Origin of the sequence: Methylophilus sp. OH31, from assembly GCF_000576615.1 — a bacterium.
In the GTDB taxonomy this organism is placed as follows: domain Bacteria; phylum Pseudomonadota; class Gammaproteobacteria; order Burkholderiales; family Methylophilaceae; genus Methylophilus.
This window is the reverse complement of sequence record NZ_BAUS01000002.1, coordinates 785,794-804,764: the sequence shown is the minus strand read 5'-3', so window position 1 is coordinate 804,764 and position 18,971 is coordinate 785,794. Positions and strand designations below refer to the sequence as shown.

Here is an 18,971-nt window from a genome sequence, read left to right as displayed (position 1 = left end):
GGCGCCGTTAGGCGTCCCGCTTGAATGACTGGTTAGGCATAATCTTCAAAGTAAATTTTTTTATATCTGTCATAGCGACGAATCTTCTTTTTTTTGTTTAAAATTTGGGGTATGTCTTGCTCATTTATATTGTATTTGTAGTGTAAATAATCATCAGTTGCTATGGCAGTAATGGCTAAATCACCTCCATGCATTTGTTCTTCTGAGTGGTGTTGCCATTCGTACACTTTCTTGCATTTTGTGCATATCACCAAAGTCCATTCGTTCCAATCTTCATTGAGTGGATTTGAGCGTTGTCCAATAATTGTCATGTCATCAATGTTACAAAGATGTTCGAACATTATTATGCCTAACGTTTGAGATAAGGGGCTGGCGACGATGGTGGCACAGCCGATGTTATTAAAATTGTATTCATCGAAGAAAGTTTTCGCCCGTCCCGCTTGATTGATGGGTTAGGCGCTGAAGGCTACGAAGAGCCTTGCTACATGCACCCCAAGCCGAGTAAAACGCTTTTTCATCTTTAGCGAATATGTCTGAGAGGCTGCCAGGGCCAGTGTATTTGGTGTTGCTATACGAGTGAATAGCCTCTGCAGTTTTTCCCGTTTCTAGGTTTGTGACAATTATTTCAAACCGCTCAGCCCAACTAAATAATTCCTCAGCCCGCAATACACCCACAAATGCTCGCGTAGCTGTCAGAGCATCCGTAATTTCGGGACTGTTTTGGCTTTTCATTGTTGTGCCTAACGTTGGACATAAGGGGCGCGCTTTAGCGCGTCCCGCTTGATGGATGGGTTAGCAGATTTAAGCATAAGCAGCCCGTAAATTATTGTTTTGGGATAGGCAGCCAAATAAAACTTCTAATGCGGCTCGAACCAGTGCCTCATCACGCCCAGGTGGAGAATGTGGCGAGTGTTTACCGCCATGAAATAAGTTATGTCGAACTCTCTGAGCTGCATCCAGTACTGTTGCTATTGGCGTGGCCCCTCTTAGTGGGACGGGCTGCCAGTTGTGAGCTGATGTTTGGACTTCGGGCGGCTCGCGGTTCAAAAAATCCATAGCTTGAGCGAGCGCTGAGTTTGGAACGGGTTGAAGAATAGCGGCAGCAGCGAATGAATCCCAGTCAGGCGCAGCACGACCGTAGCGATTTACATAAAGAAAGCCTGACACTTTTAGCGCATACTCGAAGCGAGAAAATACTGCGAAGAATTCACAAGCCAATTCTCTAGGCATTTGCAGTGAATCAAACGGTAAAGGTGTGTGCATTTCCTACCTGCTAACGTAAATTAGACCCCAAAAACGACAATAATAATTTATTTAGTCTAGGGGCTATAAAATTTACATATTTATTTATAATAATAAAATCAATGAGGAGTATATTTATATTACACCTTAGTTTAGGAGTTGCGCTATGGATAACACACCTGAGGTAAAACCGGCACCTAAGTTATTTCCTTTAATCGTCGAGCGTTTGCGGGTGGAGCATTACAGCCAGCGCACTGAGGCGTCCTATATAGCTTGGATTAAACGCTATATCCTGTTCCATGACAAGCGGCATCCCCGTGACATGGGTGCCATGGAAGTGGCCGCATTTTTGAGTTATTTGGCGACCGATAAGCAGGTGGCAGCCAGCACGCAAAGCCAGGCGAAAAGCGCCCTGCTGTTTTTGTATGACGAGGTGCTGGGGCAAACATTGCCAACGCTTGAAAATGTCACCAAAGTGGCGGCAAAAAAGCAATTGCCGGTGGTGCTAAGCACACAAGAAGTGCAGGCGATACTTTCGCGGCTGGATGGCAATATGTGGTTATTGGTGAGTTTGCTCTACGGCAGTGGTTTGCGGGTGATGGAGTGCTTGCGCTTACGGATTACGGATATTGATTTTGCCAAGCTGGAAATTTTTGTACGCGATGCGCAAGGCCACAAAAACCGCATCACACTATTGCCCGCCAGTTTGGTGAACCCTTTAAAAGCGCACCTACAGTCTATCGAGGCGTTGCATATAGCCGATTTAGCCAAAGGCTTTGGTGAGGTGTGGATGCCAGCAAGCCTGGCAAAAAAATATCCGAATGCGGGCAAGGATTGGGTGTGGCAGTATGTGTTTCCATCAAGCAGGTTGTCGGTCGAGCAACAGTCCGGCGTGGTATATCGCCATCACGCCGATGAAAAACCGATACAGCGTGCGGTGAAAAAAGCGGCTGCGCATGCTGGCATTAAGAAGGAGGTGTCGCCCAACACCTTGCGCCATAGTTTTGCGACGCATTTGCTGGAGGGCGGCTATGATATTCGCACAGTGCAAGCGCTACTTGGACACGCAGATGTCTCAACTACCATGATTTACACGCATGTAATTAACAAGGGCGGACGGGCCGTGAGTAGCCCGCTAGATGTGACTTAAAACCAGATGTGATTTAAAACCAGTATTTGGGGTAGCTTCCCTCACGCGTGAGGTTGTTATATACCAGCGCGACAACGGTGATCACAATGGCACCAAACAGGGTGGGAAACCACAAAAACTGCCAGCTCATGACACCCTGGCTGGCAATCAACCAGACGATGACTGGATTGGAGCCTGCGGGAGGATGTACGGTCCGTGTGAACATCATGGCCGCAATCGCAAGGCCTACCGCAATCCCTAGCGCCCACCAATCGACCCCGAATTGCGACACCACCAGCAGACCGATCAACGAACTTAAAAAGTGGCCACCAATCACATTGCGTGGCTGGGCAAACGGTGCATCCGGGTAAGCAAACAAAATGACGCATGACGCGCCAAATGAACCCAGCACCAGCAACTGATCTAGGCGCGCACTCATCAGCGCGGCAATACTGATGGCAATCATGCCACCCAACCCAGCCATGAGGATGGCTTTGCCAGTGAACTTTGGCGGTAATGCCGCGTGCTCACCGGCAAGTTTATCTAACAGTTTCATGTCTCTCTCCCTGAGATATTGTAGTGGACCATTCGTCCGCAATGTTGCCAGAAAGAGAGCCTGCCCGGCAAGGATAGGTTAAGCCGCCGATGAATACTGGTTAAGTCCGATCAGTTGCGCAAACTGACTTGCAGGCATAGGCTTGCCAAACAACTCGCCCTGCCCCTCTTCACAGCGTTTGGAGCGTAGATATTCATATTGCGGCTGGGTTTCTATGCCTTCTGCAATGGCTTGCAAATCGAAAGCATGCGCAATGTCCAGCGTCGCGCTGACCACGGAATCGTCTTTCTTTTGCTCCAGCATACCTTGCACAAAGCTGCGGTCAATTTTAATACGTGTGAGTGGATAGGTTTTGAGCTGACTGAGCGATGCGTATCCGGTGCCAAAATCATCAAACGCAATGCCAACGCCATAGGCTTTCAGCCTGTGCAGAATATTCAGCACCACCTCATCGCCATCGAGCGCAATATTTTCTGTGACTTCCAACTCCAGGGCAGAAGGCGGCAGGCCATGCCTCGCCAGCGTGGAGACCACCTCGGCATATAAATCCCCCGCCTGGAACTGCGCGCCAAACAGGTTGACGCCGATACGCAAATCAGCGCCTGTATGCCTGCGCCAATAAGCCACTTGCGCACAGGCCTCATCCAGCACCCAGGCACCGACGGTGGCAGCCAGCGTGCCATTTTCGAGGGCAGGTAAAAATGAAATCGGGGCCAGAATGCCGCGTTTGGGATGGCGCCAGCGTATCAGTGCCTCAGCCCCGGTCACAGTGCCAGTGGTCAGGTTAACCTGCGGCTGGTAATAGAGCAGGAATTCGCCTTCATTGACTGCGCGGTACAACTCCATGGCATACAGGCGCCTGGCGACAGCCTCCAGGCGCAATACCGGGCTGAACACACAGGCGCGCCCACGCCCCATGGCTTTTGCTTTAAACAGGGCCAAATCAGCATCGCTAACCAGTTCCAGTGTTTCGTGGGCATGCATAGGCGCCAGCGCCACACCGCAGCTTGCAATGACGCGTACTTCATCTTCACGTATCACCATCGGCTGGGCAATTAAATTAATGGCCTGCTCCGCGAGCGCCAACGCGTACTCAGGGCTGGCTACATCAAGCAGCACAATGGCAAACTCGTCGCCACCTATGCGTGCCACCACGCCTGCTGCACCCACCATCTGGCTCAGGCGGTGAGCCATTTCCCTAAGAATACTATCCCCACAGGCGTGCCCCAGAGTGTCATTGATATCTTTAAAGCTATCAAAATCAATCATGAGTACCGCAATCGGGATATTGGCAATAATCGCGTCTTCGACGACTCGATAATATCTGGCGCGGTTAGCCAACCCAGTGAGCGGATCCAGCGTATTTTGCTGATCAGTCACAGGCGCTGTCAGTCGCTGGGCCGTAATGTCTTTCAGAATCACCTCAAAACGCATTTCACCTTCGGCTTTCCAGCCGAACAGCGAGAAGCCGAGTTGAAACTCGCTGCCGCCTTTACGTAAACCGCGCGCTTCAAAAGACATATCAAGGTCATCAAGAGATCCGGCAGCCACGGCGCGCGCGACCATGTCACGGAAAGTCGCGCGGTCACGCTCGACCAGAAGCATCTCAACCGGCTGGCCGATACCTTCTGCCAGACTGTAGCCATGAGATTGCGCTGCAGCCGTGTTCCAGGCGGTGATTTGGCCGTGGTCATTAAACCAGACCACGGGTGTAGAAGAATGCCCGGCATAAGAGGCAAAGTCGGGTCGGGAGCGATTGGTATGGGTTTCGATGCGCTTAAGCTCCAGACGGTCAGAAACCATCTGTGCCAGTTCTTGTAAGCGGCGTTGATCATCAGGAGAAAAATCAAAATGCGGCTGGTTATCCACCACACACAAAGCACCTAAGGCCAAGCCATCGGGTGAAAGCAAGCGGACACCGGCATAAAAGCGTAATTGCGCCTCGCCAGTGACCAGCGGATTATCATGGAAGCGCTCATCCTGCCTGGCATCAGGCACCACCATTACTTCCATCTGATTGATAGCGTGCGCACAAAAAGACACGTCGCGACGCATATCAACTTCACCGACACCGGTGACCGCGGCAAAAAAGACATGGTCACTGCCTATCATATTGACAGCAGCCACTGGCATATCAAACATGCGGGCGGCGATCTGGACCACGGGGTCCAGGCTTTTCACTAAACCTTCACTATTCAAACCATGGTCATACAAGGCTTGCAACCTTGATTGCTCATTGGCCAGTATTGCAGGGCACTTCATCACAATCTCCTTATTTGAGAGCTTTTGACTGATGTCTTGGCGGTTTAATTTAGCATAAATATAATTATTTTAAATGATGCCCTACAAAAAAAGCCGCAGCGGATGCCTCAGCGTGATGTTAGTCGTGATGCTTTTGCACATCCCCAATGTGGCTCTGGCCGCGCAATCTGGCCAGTTTGACTTGCTTCTGGCGCTCACGCAGCGACTCTTTTTTGTCTGCGGATAACTTATCAAAACAATAAGGGCAAGAGATACCTGCTTCATATTGTTCGCTTTGCATTTCTTCCTGGGTGAGCGGCATGCGGCAAGCATAGCATTGGTCATGGTCGCCCACTTCCAAGCCATGTTTGACGGCCACGCGCTGGTCAAACACAAAACAATCCCCTTCCCACAGACTTTGCTCTTGAGGAATGGTTTCCAGGTATTTGAGGATGCCACCTTGCAGGTGATACACCTCTTCAAAGCCCTGCTGCTTCATGAAAGAAGACGCTTTTTCACAGCGGATGCCGCCGGTGCAGAACATGGCCACTTTTTTGTGTTTGTTTTTATCCAGGTTATCGGCCACATATTGTGGAAACTCGCGGAAGGTCGTTGTCTTCGGATCGATGGCGCCCTTGAAGGTACCGATATGCACTTCGTAATCATTGCGCGTATCCAGCACAATCACGTCCGGGTCGGAAATAATGGCGTTCCAGTCTTCAGGCTTTACATACGTGCCCACCACGTCATTCGGGTCTACGCCCTGCACACCCATGGTGACGATTTCTTTCTTCAGTTTGACCTTCATGCGGTAAAACGGATGACTGTCCGCCCATGACTCTTTATGCTCCAAATCCACCAACCGTGGATCCTGGCGTAAATGCGCCAGAATGGCGCGGATATCCTCAGGCGCGCCGGCAATGGTGCCGTTAATGCCTTCATTTGCCAGCAGTAAGGTGCCTTTGATATGCAGCTTCTGGCAAGCCTCTAAAATCGGTTGTTGCAGGTCTTTGTAATCATCCAGGGTGACGAATTTGTAGAGGGCGGCAGTGAGAAATTGGCTCATGTGAGAATACGGTTCATTGCAAAAACGCGATTTTACCACTGTAACTCTATGATGCAAAAAGAAAAACGGGCGCAAGGCCCGTTCATCAATCATCGCAAAAGCAGTCTCTTAAGGCTGGATCACCAGAATTTCAGCTTTGCCCAGGCCGCCCATATCGCCCATCCAGCGCTGCACGCGTTGGCTGCTGACCTGTGCAAAGCGGCTATCCAGTCGCTTGAAAGACTTATACAAGATATTGAGGAAAGGCAGTGTGTGAAAACCACAGTCTATCCAGGTCGCTTGCGCGGCCGGTGTGTTCGCCAATAACAAGGTACCACGCTTCATGCCATAACCCAGGTATGCGCCCGTTGTACCAAGCACACCCAGCGTGCCAGCCATCATGTCAGAAGCACAATAATCACCGGCGTTACCTTCAATCAGCAACATGCCACGACGCATACGGTCGCCTGCGCGGGCGCCGGCGTTACCTTTGCAAATCAACACGCCGTTTTGCAGTTGCGAACCTAAAAAATCTCCGGCATCCCCTGTCACGTTAATTTGTCCGCTGGTCATGCCAAAGCCAATATATTGATGGGCAGAAGTGGTGTTTTTAAATGTCACGGCTGGCGCTTCTGAAACCGTATCTACATTGACTTCAAACACATCAGCCACGCTTAAGTTTGCAGCCAGTTTCATGGCTGCAATCTCAGCCACGGTTTTGCCTTGTAAGGCTTGTGGCAATAAAGTGTGGCAATCGACACTGCGAGAGACAGCTTTCGCCGTTAAAGTGATGTGACTCATGCGGTGACCTCCCCGCTTAAAATTGGCCGCAGTTTAAAGTGATGTTGACCTAATTTGCCGCCGTAATTACCGGCAGAAACACGAAAAATGCCGTTCTCCTTGCCCAAGCGACAGGCCGCTTCAATACCTGCTTTCATGGAAAGCGCAATATCTTCAAACGTCAGGCCGTTGACCACAATTTCCATCACGCTTTCGACGCGCGGATCGAGCTCGCTTTTCACGACGCCTTTGAGCGTCGGGCAGAATGCATCATTGGTACTGGCGAACATTTTCGGGTATTTACTACCCACCTTGGAGCCAGAGCGCACCACGCCGCCCGGGAAAGGCATAATCACGTTAGGCAGTTTACGCATGGCATCGATCGCTGCTTCGCAGGCAGTGAGCACCTGTGCCTGGCTGGCACCTAACACCAGGAAGTTGCCGCCGCCAATGGCACGCACCATACCGGTGGTTTCTTCTGTTAAAAATTCACCATCCATGACCGGGATACGCCAGTAGCGCTTGAGTTTGCCCGAAGCATCCGGGATTTGTTTGGACACCTGGTGGCCATCGCCAAAAAAGCGTAAATGCTTACCCAGGCTGATCATGTCTTCAGACTCTATACCGGCAAACGCAGCCGCTGTCGGGCAAGTCAAAATACATTGTCCCATGCGCGTTTCCAGTTGCTGCATCAGCACTTTGCTGCCCATGGCGAACATCAGCACGCTAAGGCCTGGACGGCCATCCGGCGTTTCATCTGCAGTCAATTCACGCTCGATGCCCGCCTCTACGCCGCAGCCAATCACGCTGGTGGCAAAACCAGTCATGGCATTGGCGGCGTTATACGCCCAGCGCAGATTTTGCGCGGTAATCAGGATACGCGTACCGCGCATATTGAATGCTTCGGCAAAGGTATCGTCAATCTCTACTCCGTTAATAACCATCATGACCCCTGCGTATGGTTAATGACATGGTTGCGGCCATCTTCCGCAATCTGGTCATTGGAAATTTTAAAATTATTCATTTGCATGGTGTGGTAGCGGTCAAAATACTGCTTGATGTCTTTTTCAACGCCCACATCAAACGAAGGCTTGGCGGTATGCGTTGCGCCCCACACTACTTTCACCACCTTGCCCTCTTTTACCACCAGTTCTCCGTCTTTAAACACCAGGTCAGGTTTGGCAAACATGGCTTCTTTATCGGCCTGATCGGTATACACCGTAATATCTGCCGCTGCGCCTATGCCCAGATGACCGCGGTCTTGCAGGCCAATCAATTTGGCTGGTGCTGAACGTGTCATGGTAGCGATTTCATACAAACTGTATTCGCGATCCAATGATTTCAGATTACTCATGGCCTGCGCATCCAGATTGAGCTTATCAAAAGCATCATTACGGAAGGTTTTATCCATGAGCAAACGGATCAGGTGCGGATAGCTGGTAAACGGTGCGCCATTCGGGTGATCGGTAGTCAGGAACACGCGCCAAGGATCATCGACACTCAAGAACACTTCGAGGCCAATCGCCCATTGCAAGGCATTGACGTAGTTTTCATCGCGGTATTTAAATGGCACGACACCACAGCCAGCATCGCACTCAATGTCCATAATCACCGACTTTTTCGGATTGGCAACTTTGGCGTTTAAATGCTGCATCATATTGTCACCAGAGGCGGTGACTGTTTGCCCGAACAGGATCTGGCCGACATCGGCAGTAATGTGTTTGTTACTGTTGATCGCTTCCGCAATATTGGCCGCAGCAGAAGAAAACTTTTTGTCACCCTCGGTGCCGTAGCTGTGAAACTGGATATGCGTCAAATGCATGGGCAAGCCATCGCTGGCCCCCATGGTATCCAGCGTAGTCTGGAAGTTACCGGCCACGCCCAGGTTGTTACAGTGCACATGCAAGGGCTTGGCAATGCCAATCTCGTTCACGGCGCGGCTCAAGGCCTGCAAGATACGGCGCGGCGTAATGTGGTAATAGCTATGTTGCTGGTCTAAATCCTGGCGACGCTCATTAAACTTGAAAGCAGAAATACCGCCGGGGTTGACCACTTTAATACCGATGGTTTGCGTCGCGTGCAAGGTCCACGCCACGTAGTCATTAATGGTTTTCTGGTCGGCGTTCTGGCTCAGCAGGCGCAACAGGTAATCATCGTTACCCAGCATGGCGTAACCGCCTTTATCGATCATGGGCGTATCACCCATCTCCATATGCGCCTGACGTGCATTCACCGCCAGAATTGCCGGTTCAAACGCCGCGGTGTAGCCCATCTCGATATAGCGCATACCGGTATCAGTGGTATTCGGCGTCGCGTGGTGGCTACAGTTGGCACCACAAATATGTGCTTCAGGTTCGTCCAGTTTGCGCATGGCCTGATATTCCGGCAGCAGCATACGTGCGATATTGACCTTACCGCCGCCAATATGGCTATGCATATCAATGGCACCGGCCATGACGATTTTGCCATTGAGGTCGTGTACCTGGCCGATTTTTTCACTGTCGGCCGGTTTGGCGATAATACGGCCATCGCGGATATAAATATCCTGTACCACGCCATCTTTGTGGTGGGCAGGATCAATCACTTTGGCATTTTTGAGTAGCGTAATCATGCCAAATCTCCTTTTAATTGGGCTTCTATCAGGGCCACTACTTGCGACAAAGTTGGCAAGTCAGAAGGCTTGGCTGCGGTCAGTGGCAAAGTCACCGAACCGTCGACACGAAATTGTTGGCCGTTACAATCCAGGCCTGGCGTCGCCACCGGGATAAACACGGCAGGTGTCCTGTCAAATGTGCTGTCAGGCGCGCCCAGTACAATCACTGGGGCTGTGCCTGCAGGCGGCATGGCATTGGGGCTGTAGCTATTCACCCACACAACGGCATCATGACTTTCCCATTCCGGCGCATCAATAATGACGCCGTTGAGCCAGGTATGCACATAATTCACACTGGTGTCACCATCACTACCGCCCATGGATAAGCCCATGGCACGGCTCTTCTGGTTTAGCGCAACCACAGTTTCAGTCATATTTTCAATCGTGAGTTCAGCGTGCGCGTAATGCAGGTCTTTGGATACCCATACCAGCGTCGCATATTTGGCGGTTTTCAAAGTGTCCGCCAGTGATTTCAAACTGCTCACCGCCACACCGGCGACGGTTTCAGCCGTCACGGGCTTACCCATCACCAGCGCGCGCAAAGTAGCGACGACTTCTGGCAAAGACTCAGAAGCACAGGCAATCACCTCAGGGGCACGCCCATCTGGCGCAACGCCAGGCTTGGTATTCAGCTTATCGCCACCCAGGTAAATAATCTTGCGTGCAGCGGGTTCGGTAAACATGGCTTCATCCACCCACACCACGCGTTCAAAGAATCGGGTGTTATGGCTAACGACATCCGTGCCTATCATCAGAATCACATCAGCGCGGTTGCGTACTTCTGTCAGCGTCGTCGTCTGCCAGCCGCGATGTTGCAACACCTTCATATTGCGCAAAGTGCTGCTGGCGTTGATATGCGTCATGGCCGCACCGGTCGCATGAGACAGGCTGACCAGTGCGCGTGCCCCATGGACATCAGTACTGCTGCCCGCCACCAGTGGTGCGCTTGCCTGCTTGAGCAAAGCCGCTGCCGACTTCACTGCTTCCGTCAGTGACGCAGCACGGCCACCCACCGCTGGCGCTGCACCTGCGCTCACCCGCGCATAGAATTTTGCTGCCTTACCACACGAAAACTGCTGTCTGGCAATGGCATCCCCCGAAATATCGTCACATAGCAAGCCACAGGCCGGGCATGCATGCATACTGTCTTGTTGATTTGTCATGGCTTATAGGTCTCTCGTTTTGATCGTCCATCTCAATGGCGAATATGCACGTGATCGTTAGAAACCATCACATCATAAAACAACTCGCTTAGCACATCATAAAACAACTCACTGGGATAGATAAAAAAAATAAAGCAATGAATGCCTGCTATTTAAAGCAATAAACGGATACAAGTCATCACTTAGGTGTGTGAATACGACTTAGGTGCATGAATGCGGTTTATCAATCACGTTAAAAATAGTAGAATAGTCGTTTGTTTTTCTTGTTAATTAATTATTTGGAGTTCTCATGGCTTTAGAGCGCACACTCAGCATTATCAAACCAGACGCAGTTGCAAAAAACGTGATTGGTCAAATCTACACCCGTTTTGAAAACGCCGGTTTGAAAATCGTGGCTGCTAAATTCGCACAATTGACACAAGCAGAAGCTGAAGGCTTTTACGCTGTGCACAAAGAGCGTCCTTTCTTCAACGACCTGGTGAAATTCATGATTTCCGGTCCAGTGATGATCCAAGCGCTGGAAGGCGAAAACGCAGTATTGAAACACCGCGAACTGATGGGTGCAACTAACCCTAAAGATGCAGCGCCAGGCACTATCCGTGCTGACTTCGCTGAAAGCATTGATGCTAACGCTGTGCACGGTTCCGATTCGCTGGAAAATGCAGCCATCGAAATCAAATACTTCTTCGGATAATCAATTAATCTTCGTCATGATACGGCGTTGCTTGCAAAAAATGATTTCCTTGCATACTCACATGTATGCGGCGTCATCATTTTTTACGCGCGCCTTGTCTCATTTAGAAGCTTAATTGATTTTAGTATAAGAAATGAACCCGGTTAACTTACTCAACTTTAACCAACCGCAACTCGCCGAGTACTTTGCAAGCCTCGGCGAGAAGCCTTTTCGCGCCAAGCAATTGATGCGCTGGATGCATCATTTCGGGATTCTTGATCTCGAACAGATGACCGATATTGCCAAAACCCTGCGCGAAAAACTGCGCCAGGAAACCGAATTCAAACTGCCGGATATCCAGCTGGAGCAAGTGTCTGATGATGGCACGCGCAAATGGCTGGTCGGCACCAACAACCTTAAAGACGGCACCAGCAATAGTGTAGAAACCGTTTTTATCCCAGAAGATGACCGTGGCACGCTGTGTATTTCCAGCCAGGTGGGCTGTGCATTGGAATGCACATTCTGCAGCACGGGTCGCCAGGGGTTTAACCGCAACCTCAATGTGTCCGAAATCATCGGCCAGTTGTGGATTGCCAATCATGCCTTGCGCCAGGCGCCAGGCTACGATTTGCTGCCACCCGGCGAGCGCATCATTTCCAACGTGGTGATGATGGGCATGGGTGAGCCGTTGGCCAACTATGACAACGTGGTCACCGCCATGCAGATCATGCTGGATGACAGCGCCTATGGCCTTAGCCGCCGTCGCGTGACACTCTCGACCAGCGGCATGGTGCCAGCGATGGATCGCTTGAAAGAAGACTGCCCGGTCGCTTTGGCTGTTTCCCTGCATGCGCCTAACGACGCCTTGCGCGACGAGATTGTGCCCATCAATAAGAAATATCCGATCAAAGACCTGATGGCTGCCTGTGAGCGTTACCTGGTCAAAGCACCACGTGACTTTGTGACGTTTGAATATGTGATGCTGGATGGCGTGAATGACACGCTGGAACATGCCAAGCAATTGATTAATATTGTGCGCAATGTGCCGTGCAAATTTAACCTGATTCCTTTTAACCCGTTTCCTAACAGCGGTTACGGCACGTCCAAACCGATGCAGGTGCGCGCGTTTCGTGATATGTTAATGCAGGCAGGGTTTGTCGTGACTGTGCGCAAAACACGCGGCGATGATATTGATGCTGCCTGCGGACAACTTGCTGGCAAGGTGCTGGACAAAACCCGACGTACAGAAAAAACCATTGCGATTCATCCGGAACAGTAAGCCATGAAAACAACCTTCTTCACGCCATCCGCGGTCATGCTTACCCTGGCCTCTGCGCTGTGGCTGACAGGTTGTGCGCAAAACCCATCGTCGAATAGCAATAACTCACCGTATGAACAGCAACCCATCGGCCGCGAAACCGGCGATGTGGAATCTGCACGCGTGCACACAGAATTAGGCGCAGAATATTTTCGCCTCAGACGTTATGAAGTCGCCCTGGAAGAGTTCAACACGGCCGTTGAGCGTAGCCCCAACTATGCACTTGCTTACAATGGCCTGGGCCTGGTATACGCCGCCCTTGGCGAACAAGGCCGCGCTGAAGAAGCGTTTAAACGCGCGATCCAGCTACAACCGGCAAACTCCGAATCGCATAATAACTATGGTCGTTTTTTGTGCGACCAGGGCAAATATGACGCCTCACAAAAAGAATTTATGCAGGCGGTGAAAAACCCGCTGTATAAAACACCACAAATTGCGCTTTACAATGCGGGCGTCTGTGCCTTGCGTGCACAACAGAAAACCCAGGCAGAGAACTATTTCTTTCACGCCTTGCAAGTCGATCCATTGGCGCACGCCAGTGCCTATCAACTGGCCAATCTGCAATTTTCACGTGGCGAACCAGCACTGGCGTTGAATACCTTGCAAAATAGTGTAAACGTTGCCCCCACACCAGAGTCATTATTTTTGGCAGTACGCATTTGCCGGGCATTGCAAATGCCGGATGATGCCAGCTACTACAGCGTTCAATTGCATAAATTGTTCCCCAATGCCAACGAAACCAAACAATTGCTGAAAATGGAGTAAATGCACGTGACGTCAGAAGACAAAACCAACGTCAATCCTGTACCGGCAGAGGCAACAGACAAGCCTAAACGCGGTCGTAAACGCAAGGCAGAGACCGACCAGGTATCTGGCCAGGCCTACCAGGTGGCCATGGAGAGTCAGCAGGGACAAGCCAGTGATGAATTTATCCAGACGACAACCTCTGCCGAACACACGCCGGCATCTGATGCCCCTGAAGAATATGGTGCTGCGATGGCATTAGAGAGCGCCCCACAACCAGCAAGTGCCACCCTGGCCTATGGTTCAGGTTGCGGCAACGTGCTGAAAGCGGCGCGTGAAGCACAAGGCCTGAGCATACATGAGGTATGCAGCCAACTGAGACTGGGCATCAAACAGATTCAGGCGATTGAGCAGGATGACTTTGAGAAATTGCCACAGCCAAGCATTGTGCGTGGTTTTATTCGCAATTATGCGCGCTTGCTCAATATCGACGTCAACCCAATTCTTGAAGCCTATCAGCGCATCGTGCCCAACAAAGCACCGTTGCCACTCAGCGTACGCTCTAATGCCAGCCGATCAGTGATCGATAAGCCGGTACCTGTGTTTCGCCCGCAACGGCTGTTAACATTCCTGATCTTCCTGATTCTGGCAGGCATTGCGGCCTATTTTTATATCAACCATATCAAGCCTCAAGCCTTGAAAGATGCCGCTTTAGCACTTGATGTAGATGAAATCGGTGAAACCACCGGCCAGGAAATTGCCATCCCGGCACCTGAAGCTGCGCCCGCGCCAGCCACAACAACAGTTGCTCCAGTCACAGAAAATGTAGATGCCAGCACGACAACGACTGTCGACAACGCAGTGCCGGCAGCAACAGTGACTGGCAATGACGCAACAAGCAATGCAGCCAATACACTGTCTGCGAATAACGCGATTGCCAATAACACCATTGTGAGCACGCCTACGCCAGCCACCACGCAGGCCGCAGAAAGTACCACCCTGCAAGCCAGCGAGCCGCAAAAAGCCAGCCTGGTGTTTAAAGTCAATGAAGACTCCTGGGTTCGTATTGAGGATATGCAAGGCAAGAAAGTATTTAGCGAAGTAATGCCTGCGGGTTCTGAGCGTCAGGTCACAACCGAAAAACCGGTCAATATCACAGTTGGTCATGCCAGTGGCACCCAGCTGACGATTGATAACCAGCCTTATGATTTAACGCAGGCTACCCGTGGCCGCGTTGCACGCATTCAATTGAAATAACCATGATATCCCGTAGAAACAGCCTTCAGGTCATGGTTGGACACGTTGCGGTTGGCGGTGGCCTGCAAGGCTCGTCCACCGCATCCGTGGTGGTGCAAAGCATGACCAACACTGACACGGCAGATGCCGCAGGCACGATCGCCCAGGTTTATGAACTATGGCAAGCCGGGTCAGAAGTAGTCCGTATTACCGTCAACAGCGCCGAAGCGGCAGCACAGGTCGCAACCATTCGTAAGGGCCTGGATGCACTTGGCTGCAATGTGCCGCTGGTAGGTGACTTTCACTTTAACGGCCACAAACTGTTGCAAGCCTATCCGGACTGCGCCGAAGCACTGGCAAAATACCGCATCAATCCAGGCAATGTCGGCAAAGGCAGCAAGCGTGACGAACAGTTTGCCGCCATGATTGAAGCCGCCATCCACTATAAAAAAGCAGTGCGTATTGGTGTGAACTGGGGCAGTCTGGACCAGGCCAAAATGGCGCAGATGATGGATGATAATGGCAAAGCCGCCAATCCCTTATCTGCCGACGCATTGATGCGTGAAGCACTGATTCAATCTGCACTGGAAAGCGCGCAACAAGCGGTCGATCTAGGCTTAAGCCCGAATCAAATCATTATTTCTTGCAAAGTGAGCAATGTACAAGACCTGGTGCTGGTATACCAGGAACTGGGCAAACGTTGTGATTACCCTTTGCATTTAGGCCTGACTGAAGCGGGCATGGGCTCTAAAGGCATTGTTGCATCTACCGCAGCGTTAGCCATTTTGTTACAGCAAGGCATAGGCGACACCATACGCGTGTCATTAACGCCTGAACCGACCGAATCCCGTACCAAAGAGGTGGTGGTTGCGCAGGAAATTCTGCAAACTATGGGCATACGCTCATTTACACCATTGGTCACGGCCTGCCCTGGCTGCGGCCGCACCACCAGTACTTATTTCCAGGAGCTGGCATTACAAATCCAGACCTGGTTACGTAATCAGATGCCGGTCTGGCGCGCCCAATACCCTGGGGTGGAAACCCTGAATGTGGCCGTCATGGGCTGCGTGGTCAACGGCCCTGGTGAATCCAAGCTGGCCAATATTGGCATCAGCTTACCTGGCACGGGCGAAGTCCCTGTCGCGCCAGTATTTGTCGATGGTGAAAAAACAGTCACCCTCAAAGGTGACCATATCGCCGAAGAGTTTCAACAAATTGTGGACGAATACGTCCGCACACATTACGCCGATGGTGGCAAGCTGCGCGCTGCCAAATCCAGCATCATTCCCATCGTCGCACTCTAGAATAATCGCACTTTAGTATCTCATGACACAAAAATTTCAATCGATTAAAGGCTTTTACGACATTCTGCCGGAGGCCACGCCGCTCTGGTTCAAACTGGAAGATACCGCACGCCGTATCCTGGGCCAGTATGGTTACAACAATATCCGCATGCCGCTGGTCGAACCCACCGAGCTGTTTGTGCGCAGCGTTGGTGAGCACACCGATATTGTTGAAAAAGAAATGTATGCCTGGGAAGACAAACTCAACGGCGACAAACTGACCCTGCGTCCGGAAGGCACTGCAGGCTGTGTACGCGCGGTGGTAGAACACAACCTCACCTACAATGGCCCACAGCGCCTGTGGTATATGGGCCCGATGTTCCGTCATGAAAACGTGCAAAAAGGCCGCCAGCGCCAATTTCACCAGATTGGTGTTGAAGCATTTGGCTTTGAAGGCCCGGATGTCGATGCCGAGCAAATTGTATTGTTAGCACGGCTATGGCAAGCACTAGGGATTGCCGACGTTGAATTACAGTTAAATAGTATCGGTGATGCGGATGAGCGCGCGCAATATCGCCAGACCCTGATTGCTTATTTTGAGCAGCACGCAGACCTGCTGGATGAAGATGCCAAGCGCCGCCTGCAAAGCAACCCTTTGCGTATCCTGGATACCAAGAATCCACGCATGCAAGCCATGTGCGAAGCAGCGCCTAAATTGATGGATTGCCTGGGTGACACCTCCAAACTGCACTTTGCACGTCTGTGCGCCCTGCTCGACCAGGCAGGCATTGCTTATACCATTAATCATAGACTGGTGCGCGGGCTCGATTACTACAACCGCACCGTGTTCGAATGGGTCACCACCAAACTGGGCGCCCAGGGCACCATTGCCGGTGGTGGCCGCTACGATACTCTGGTAGAACGCATCGGCGGTAGCGCAACGCCTGCCTGTGGTTTTGGCATCGGCCTGGAGCGTGTTTTCCTGCTCATGCAAGAATACGGCGTCACTGCAAGTAACCAGGCAGATATCTATCTGGTCAATGTCGGTGCACTGGCCGAGCAGAAAGCCTTTACCGTCGCCGAAAGTCTGCGTAGCATGGGCTTGAACGTGCTACTGCACGCCGGTGGTGGCAGCTTCAAATCGCAGATGAAAAAAGCGGATCGCAGTGGTGCCAGATTTGCGGCCATTTTAGGCGATGACGAAGCGGCAGCCAATGAGCTCAGCCTGAAACCCATGCTGGGACAAGGCGAACAAGCACGTGTGAGTCTTGATCAGGTATTGAACATCGTACAATCCAGTTAATTGTTTCATGCCATAGGAGGCCGGATGTCAGAGCAAAAACACTTTTTTAATGCCATGACGGCATTAGGCCTGCTTCTGGCAGTGGGCATGGCGTCCGCAGCATTTATTCTTGGCGTGCAGGCAAAACATGCCGTCTCCAGCCAGCAATCCATCACCGTCAAAGGCCTGGCAGAAAAACCAGTCAAAGCCGACCGCGCGCAATGGACGATTAATATCGGCGTGGTCGCCCCTACGCAGGCAGAAACGCTGCAAGCAATTGATCGTGAGCGTGCCGTACTGGCAAACTTTTTAGACCTGCAAGGCCTGGATTCCAGTATGCGTACCGTGGATGTACAAACGCTGGGGCCGCATTACGAAGAAGAATATGTACATGACAGCCCGCGCCAGGTACAACGTGGCTTTGAGGGCTACCAAAGTGTGCATATCAGTACCAAAGACCTCAAAAAAATCGCGGCCGCCAACCAGGCTATTTTAAGTTTGCGTGCAGACAATCACCCAGTGACTTCACAACCGCCAGAATTCCTGGTCAGCAATCTGGAAACCGTCAAAATGTCACTGATTGCCGATGCAACCAAAAATGCACGCACGCGGGCGACCGAGTTTGTTAAACAAGATGGCGTCAAGGTAGGCGTCATGAAGTCTGCCAGCCAGGGCGCGTTTTATATTTTGCCTGCCACCGGCGGTGAAGACAGCGACAACAGCTATGGTGGCATTTACGATAAATCTACTGTAGATAAAATTGCGCGCGTGGTCGTGACTGTGGTCTATAACATCGAATGACAGAAATCCTGCGCATCCATCAACTCAGTATCAGCCCAGCGCAATCACCTGAGCGCAAGCTGGTCAACCAGGTATCACTGACCCTGGCACGTGGCAAAACCACCTGCATCGTCGGTGAGTCTGGTAGCGGTAAAAGCCTGACTGCACTCAGTGTCATGAAATTACTTTCACCGCAATTGCGCATGCAAGGGCAAGTGTTTTTTCAGGGCCAGGATATCAGCCAGCTCAATGAAACCGCCATGCAGCACCTGCGCGGCAGACAAATGGGCATGATTTTCCAGGAGCCGATGACTTCGCTGAATCCGGTGCTGACCATTGGTTTTCAAATCGGCGAACCGTTGCAAACACACTTGGGCCTCAAAGGTCAGGCGCTCAAACAAAAAGTAGCCGCATTGCTGGAGCAAGTTGGTATAGATCCCACACGGGCAGACAGCTATCCGGATGAGCTTTCCGGCGGCCAGCGCCAACGGGTGATGATTGCCATGAGCATTGCCTGCGAACCTGTATTACTGATTGCGGATGAACCCACCACAGCCCTGGATGTCACAGTACAGGCGCAAGTATTACGCTTGCTGGACGATTTGAAAAACCGCCTGCAGATGGCCATGTTATTCATCACACATGATTTCGGTGTGGTCGCCGATATTGCTGACGAAGTCATCGTCATGTTCAGGGGTGAGATTGTCGAATTCGGCAGCGTGACGCAAGTGCTGCAATCGCCACAACACCCTTATACACGCGCCCTGCTTGCCTGCGTACCAGATGCCGAAGGCAAAAAAGTGTTGCAGCCCATGACCTATGACTGGCTGACGCCAGCCTGATGGA

General features: G+C 51.4%; 18 protein-coding genes. 9 read left to right on the top strand and 9 right to left on the bottom strand.

The window, feature by feature from the left end; all coding sequences use genetic code 11:
- Nucleotides 1–32 precede the first annotated feature (32 nt).
- A complete protein-coding gene (locus OH31_RS05660; RefSeq protein WP_024929968.1) occupies nt 33–341 on the bottom strand; it encodes a hypothetical protein in 309 nt (102 codons plus the stop codon).
- Between the two features lie 460 nt (nt 342–801).
- Complete coding sequence (locus tag OH31_RS14990; protein ID WP_148296191.1) at nt 802–1,263, bottom strand: hypothetical protein; 462 nt, start codon at nt 1,261–1,263, stop codon at nt 802–804.
- Nucleotides 1,264–1,408: 145 nt separating this feature from the next.
- On the opposite strand from OH31_RS14990, the gene OH31_RS05650 reads away from it, so the two are divergent.
- Nucleotides 1,409–2,392 (top strand): integron integrase, encoded by a 984-nt coding sequence (locus OH31_RS05650; RefSeq protein WP_024929966.1) that lies wholly within the window; start codon nt 1,409–1,411, stop codon nt 2,390–2,392.
- A 13-nt stretch (nt 2,393–2,405) separates the two neighbouring features.
- On the opposite strand, the gene OH31_RS05645 is transcribed toward OH31_RS05650, so the two are convergent.
- From OH31_RS05645 to OH31_RS05615, 7 genes are all read right to left on the bottom strand, one after another.
- Nucleotides 2,406–2,927: an HPP family protein gene (locus OH31_RS05645; protein WP_024929965.1), complete on the bottom strand. Its 522-nt coding sequence runs from the start codon at nt 2,925–2,927 to the stop codon at nt 2,406–2,408.
- Nucleotides 2,928–3,005: 78 nt separating this feature from the next.
- Nucleotides 3,006–5,189: a bifunctional diguanylate cyclase/phosphodiesterase gene (locus OH31_RS05640; protein WP_024929964.1), complete on the bottom strand. Its 2,184-nt coding sequence runs from the start codon at nt 5,187–5,189 to the stop codon at nt 3,006–3,008.
- A gap of 118 nt (nt 5,190–5,307) precedes the next feature.
- Complete coding sequence (locus tag OH31_RS05635; protein ID WP_019882106.1) at nt 5,308–6,234, bottom strand: rhodanese-related sulfurtransferase; 927 nt, start codon at nt 6,232–6,234, stop codon at nt 5,308–5,310.
- A gap of 108 nt (nt 6,235–6,342) precedes the next feature.
- Nucleotides 6,343–7,014 (bottom strand): formylmethanofuran dehydrogenase, encoded by a 672-nt coding sequence (locus tag OH31_RS05630; protein WP_024929963.1) that lies wholly within the window; start codon nt 7,012–7,014, stop codon nt 6,343–6,345.
- Entirely contained in the window at nt 7,011–7,937 is a 927-nt protein-coding gene (fhcD, locus tag OH31_RS05625; RefSeq protein WP_024929962.1) for a formylmethanofuran--tetrahydromethanopterin N-formyltransferase, read from the bottom strand. Before fhcD ends, OH31_RS05630 begins: the two co-directional genes overlap by 4 nt.
- Nucleotides 7,937–9,604 carry a formylmethanofuran dehydrogenase subunit A gene (locus OH31_RS05620; protein ID WP_019882101.1) on the bottom strand — a complete coding sequence of 556 codons (1,668 nt, stop codon included), beginning with the start codon at nt 9,602–9,604 and terminating at the stop codon, nt 7,937–7,939. Before OH31_RS05620 ends, fhcD begins: the two co-directional genes overlap by 1 nt.
- Complete coding sequence (locus OH31_RS05615) at nt 9,601–10,809, bottom strand: formylmethanofuran dehydrogenase (protein WP_024929961.1); 1,209 nt, start codon at nt 10,807–10,809, stop codon at nt 9,601–9,603. The genes OH31_RS05620 and OH31_RS05615 overlap by 4 nt, the downstream gene beginning before the upstream one ends.
- Before the next feature lie 289 nt (nt 10,810–11,098).
- On the opposite strand from OH31_RS05615, the gene ndk reads away from it, so the two are divergent.
- The 8 genes from ndk (at nt 11,099) to OH31_RS14720 (ending at nt 18,967) form a co-directional block, all read left to right on the top strand.
- The gene (ndk, locus tag OH31_RS05610; protein ID WP_019882099.1) at nt 11,099–11,503 is read left to right on the top strand and encodes a nucleoside-diphosphate kinase; all 405 of its coding nucleotides are present in this window, start codon (nt 11,099–11,101) and stop codon (nt 11,501–11,503) included.
- 133 nt (nt 11,504–11,636) lie between these two features.
- Nucleotides 11,637–12,761: a 23S rRNA (adenine(2503)-C(2))-methyltransferase RlmN gene (rlmN, locus tag OH31_RS05605; RefSeq protein WP_024929960.1), complete on the top strand. Its 1,125-nt coding sequence runs from the start codon at nt 11,637–11,639 to the stop codon at nt 12,759–12,761.
- A gap of 3 nt (nt 12,762–12,764) precedes the next feature.
- Nucleotides 12,765–13,565, top strand: a complete 801-nt coding sequence (gene pilW, locus OH31_RS05600; protein ID WP_024929959.1) for a type IV pilus biogenesis/stability protein PilW — start codon at nt 12,765–12,767, stop codon at nt 13,563–13,565.
- On the top strand, nt 13,566–14,801 hold the full coding sequence (locus OH31_RS05595) for a RodZ domain-containing protein (RefSeq protein WP_024929958.1): 1,236 nt from the start codon (nt 13,566–13,568) through the stop codon (nt 14,799–14,801).
- A 2-nt stretch (nt 14,802–14,803) separates the two neighbouring features.
- A complete protein-coding gene (gene ispG, locus OH31_RS05590; RefSeq protein ID WP_029512353.1) occupies nt 14,804–16,084 on the top strand; it encodes a flavodoxin-dependent (E)-4-hydroxy-3-methylbut-2-enyl-diphosphate synthase in 1,281 nt (426 codons plus the stop codon).
- Nucleotides 16,085–16,106: 22 nt separating this feature from the next.
- On the top strand, nt 16,107–17,366 hold the full coding sequence (gene hisS, locus OH31_RS05585) for a histidine--tRNA ligase (RefSeq protein WP_024929956.1): 1,260 nt from the start codon (nt 16,107–16,109) through the stop codon (nt 17,364–17,366).
- 24 nt (nt 17,367–17,390) lie between these two features.
- A complete protein-coding gene (locus OH31_RS05580; protein ID WP_024929955.1) occupies nt 17,391–18,146 on the top strand; it encodes an SIMPL domain-containing protein in 756 nt (251 codons plus the stop codon).
- Complete coding sequence (locus tag OH31_RS14720; RefSeq protein WP_081755127.1) at nt 18,143–18,967, top strand: ABC transporter ATP-binding protein; 825 nt, start codon at nt 18,143–18,145, stop codon at nt 18,965–18,967. Before OH31_RS05580 ends, OH31_RS14720 begins: the two co-directional genes overlap by 4 nt.
- Nucleotides 18,968–18,971: the final 4 nt, after the last annotated feature.

Excerpts from the sequence above, each read along its gene's own strand:
- OH31_RS05660 (WP_024929968.1), bottom strand. The coding sequence starts at position 341 with ATGTTCGAACATCTTTGTAACATTGATGACATGACAATTATTGGACAA.
- OH31_RS14990 (WP_148296191.1), bottom strand. The coding sequence starts at position 1,263 with ATGCACACACCTTTACCGTTTGATTCACTGCAAATGCCTAGAGAATTG.
- OH31_RS05650 (WP_024929966.1), top strand. The coding sequence starts at position 1,409 with ATGGATAACACACCTGAGGTAAAACCGGCACCTAAGTTATTTCCTTTA.
- OH31_RS05645 (WP_024929965.1), bottom strand. The coding sequence starts at position 2,927 with ATGAAACTGTTAGATAAACTTGCCGGTGAGCACGCGGCATTACCGCCA.
- OH31_RS05640 (WP_024929964.1), bottom strand. The coding sequence starts at position 5,189 with ATGAAGTGCCCTGCAATACTGGCCAATGAGCAATCAAGGTTGCAAGCC.
- OH31_RS05635 (WP_019882106.1), bottom strand. The coding sequence starts at position 6,234 with ATGAGCCAATTTCTCACTGCCGCCCTCTACAAATTCGTCACCCTGGAT.
- OH31_RS05630 (WP_024929963.1), bottom strand. The coding sequence starts at position 7,014 with ATGAGTCACATCACTTTAACGGCGAAAGCTGTCTCTCGCAGTGTCGAT.
- fhcD (WP_024929962.1), bottom strand. The coding sequence starts at position 7,937 with ATGGTTATTAACGGAGTAGAGATTGACGATACCTTTGCCGAAGCATTC.
- OH31_RS05620 (WP_019882101.1), bottom strand. The coding sequence starts at position 9,604 with ATGATTACGCTACTCAAAAATGCCAAAGTGATTGATCCTGCCCACCAC.
- OH31_RS05615 (WP_024929961.1), bottom strand. The coding sequence starts at position 10,809 with ATGACAAATCAACAAGACAGTATGCATGCATGCCCGGCCTGTGGCTTG.
- ndk (WP_019882099.1), top strand. The coding sequence starts at position 11,099 with ATGGCTTTAGAGCGCACACTCAGCATTATCAAACCAGACGCAGTTGCA.
- rlmN (WP_024929960.1), top strand. The coding sequence starts at position 11,637 with ATGAACCCGGTTAACTTACTCAACTTTAACCAACCGCAACTCGCCGAG.
- pilW (WP_024929959.1), top strand. The coding sequence starts at position 12,765 with ATGAAAACAACCTTCTTCACGCCATCCGCGGTCATGCTTACCCTGGCC.
- OH31_RS05595 (WP_024929958.1), top strand. The coding sequence starts at position 13,566 with ATGCACGTGACGTCAGAAGACAAAACCAACGTCAATCCTGTACCGGCA.
- ispG (WP_029512353.1), top strand. The coding sequence starts at position 14,804 with ATGATATCCCGTAGAAACAGCCTTCAGGTCATGGTTGGACACGTTGCG.
- hisS (WP_024929956.1), top strand. The coding sequence starts at position 16,107 with ATGACACAAAAATTTCAATCGATTAAAGGCTTTTACGACATTCTGCCG.
- OH31_RS05580 (WP_024929955.1), top strand. The coding sequence starts at position 17,391 with ATGTCAGAGCAAAAACACTTTTTTAATGCCATGACGGCATTAGGCCTG.
- OH31_RS14720 (WP_081755127.1), top strand. The coding sequence starts at position 18,143 with ATGACAGAAATCCTGCGCATCCATCAACTCAGTATCAGCCCAGCGCAA.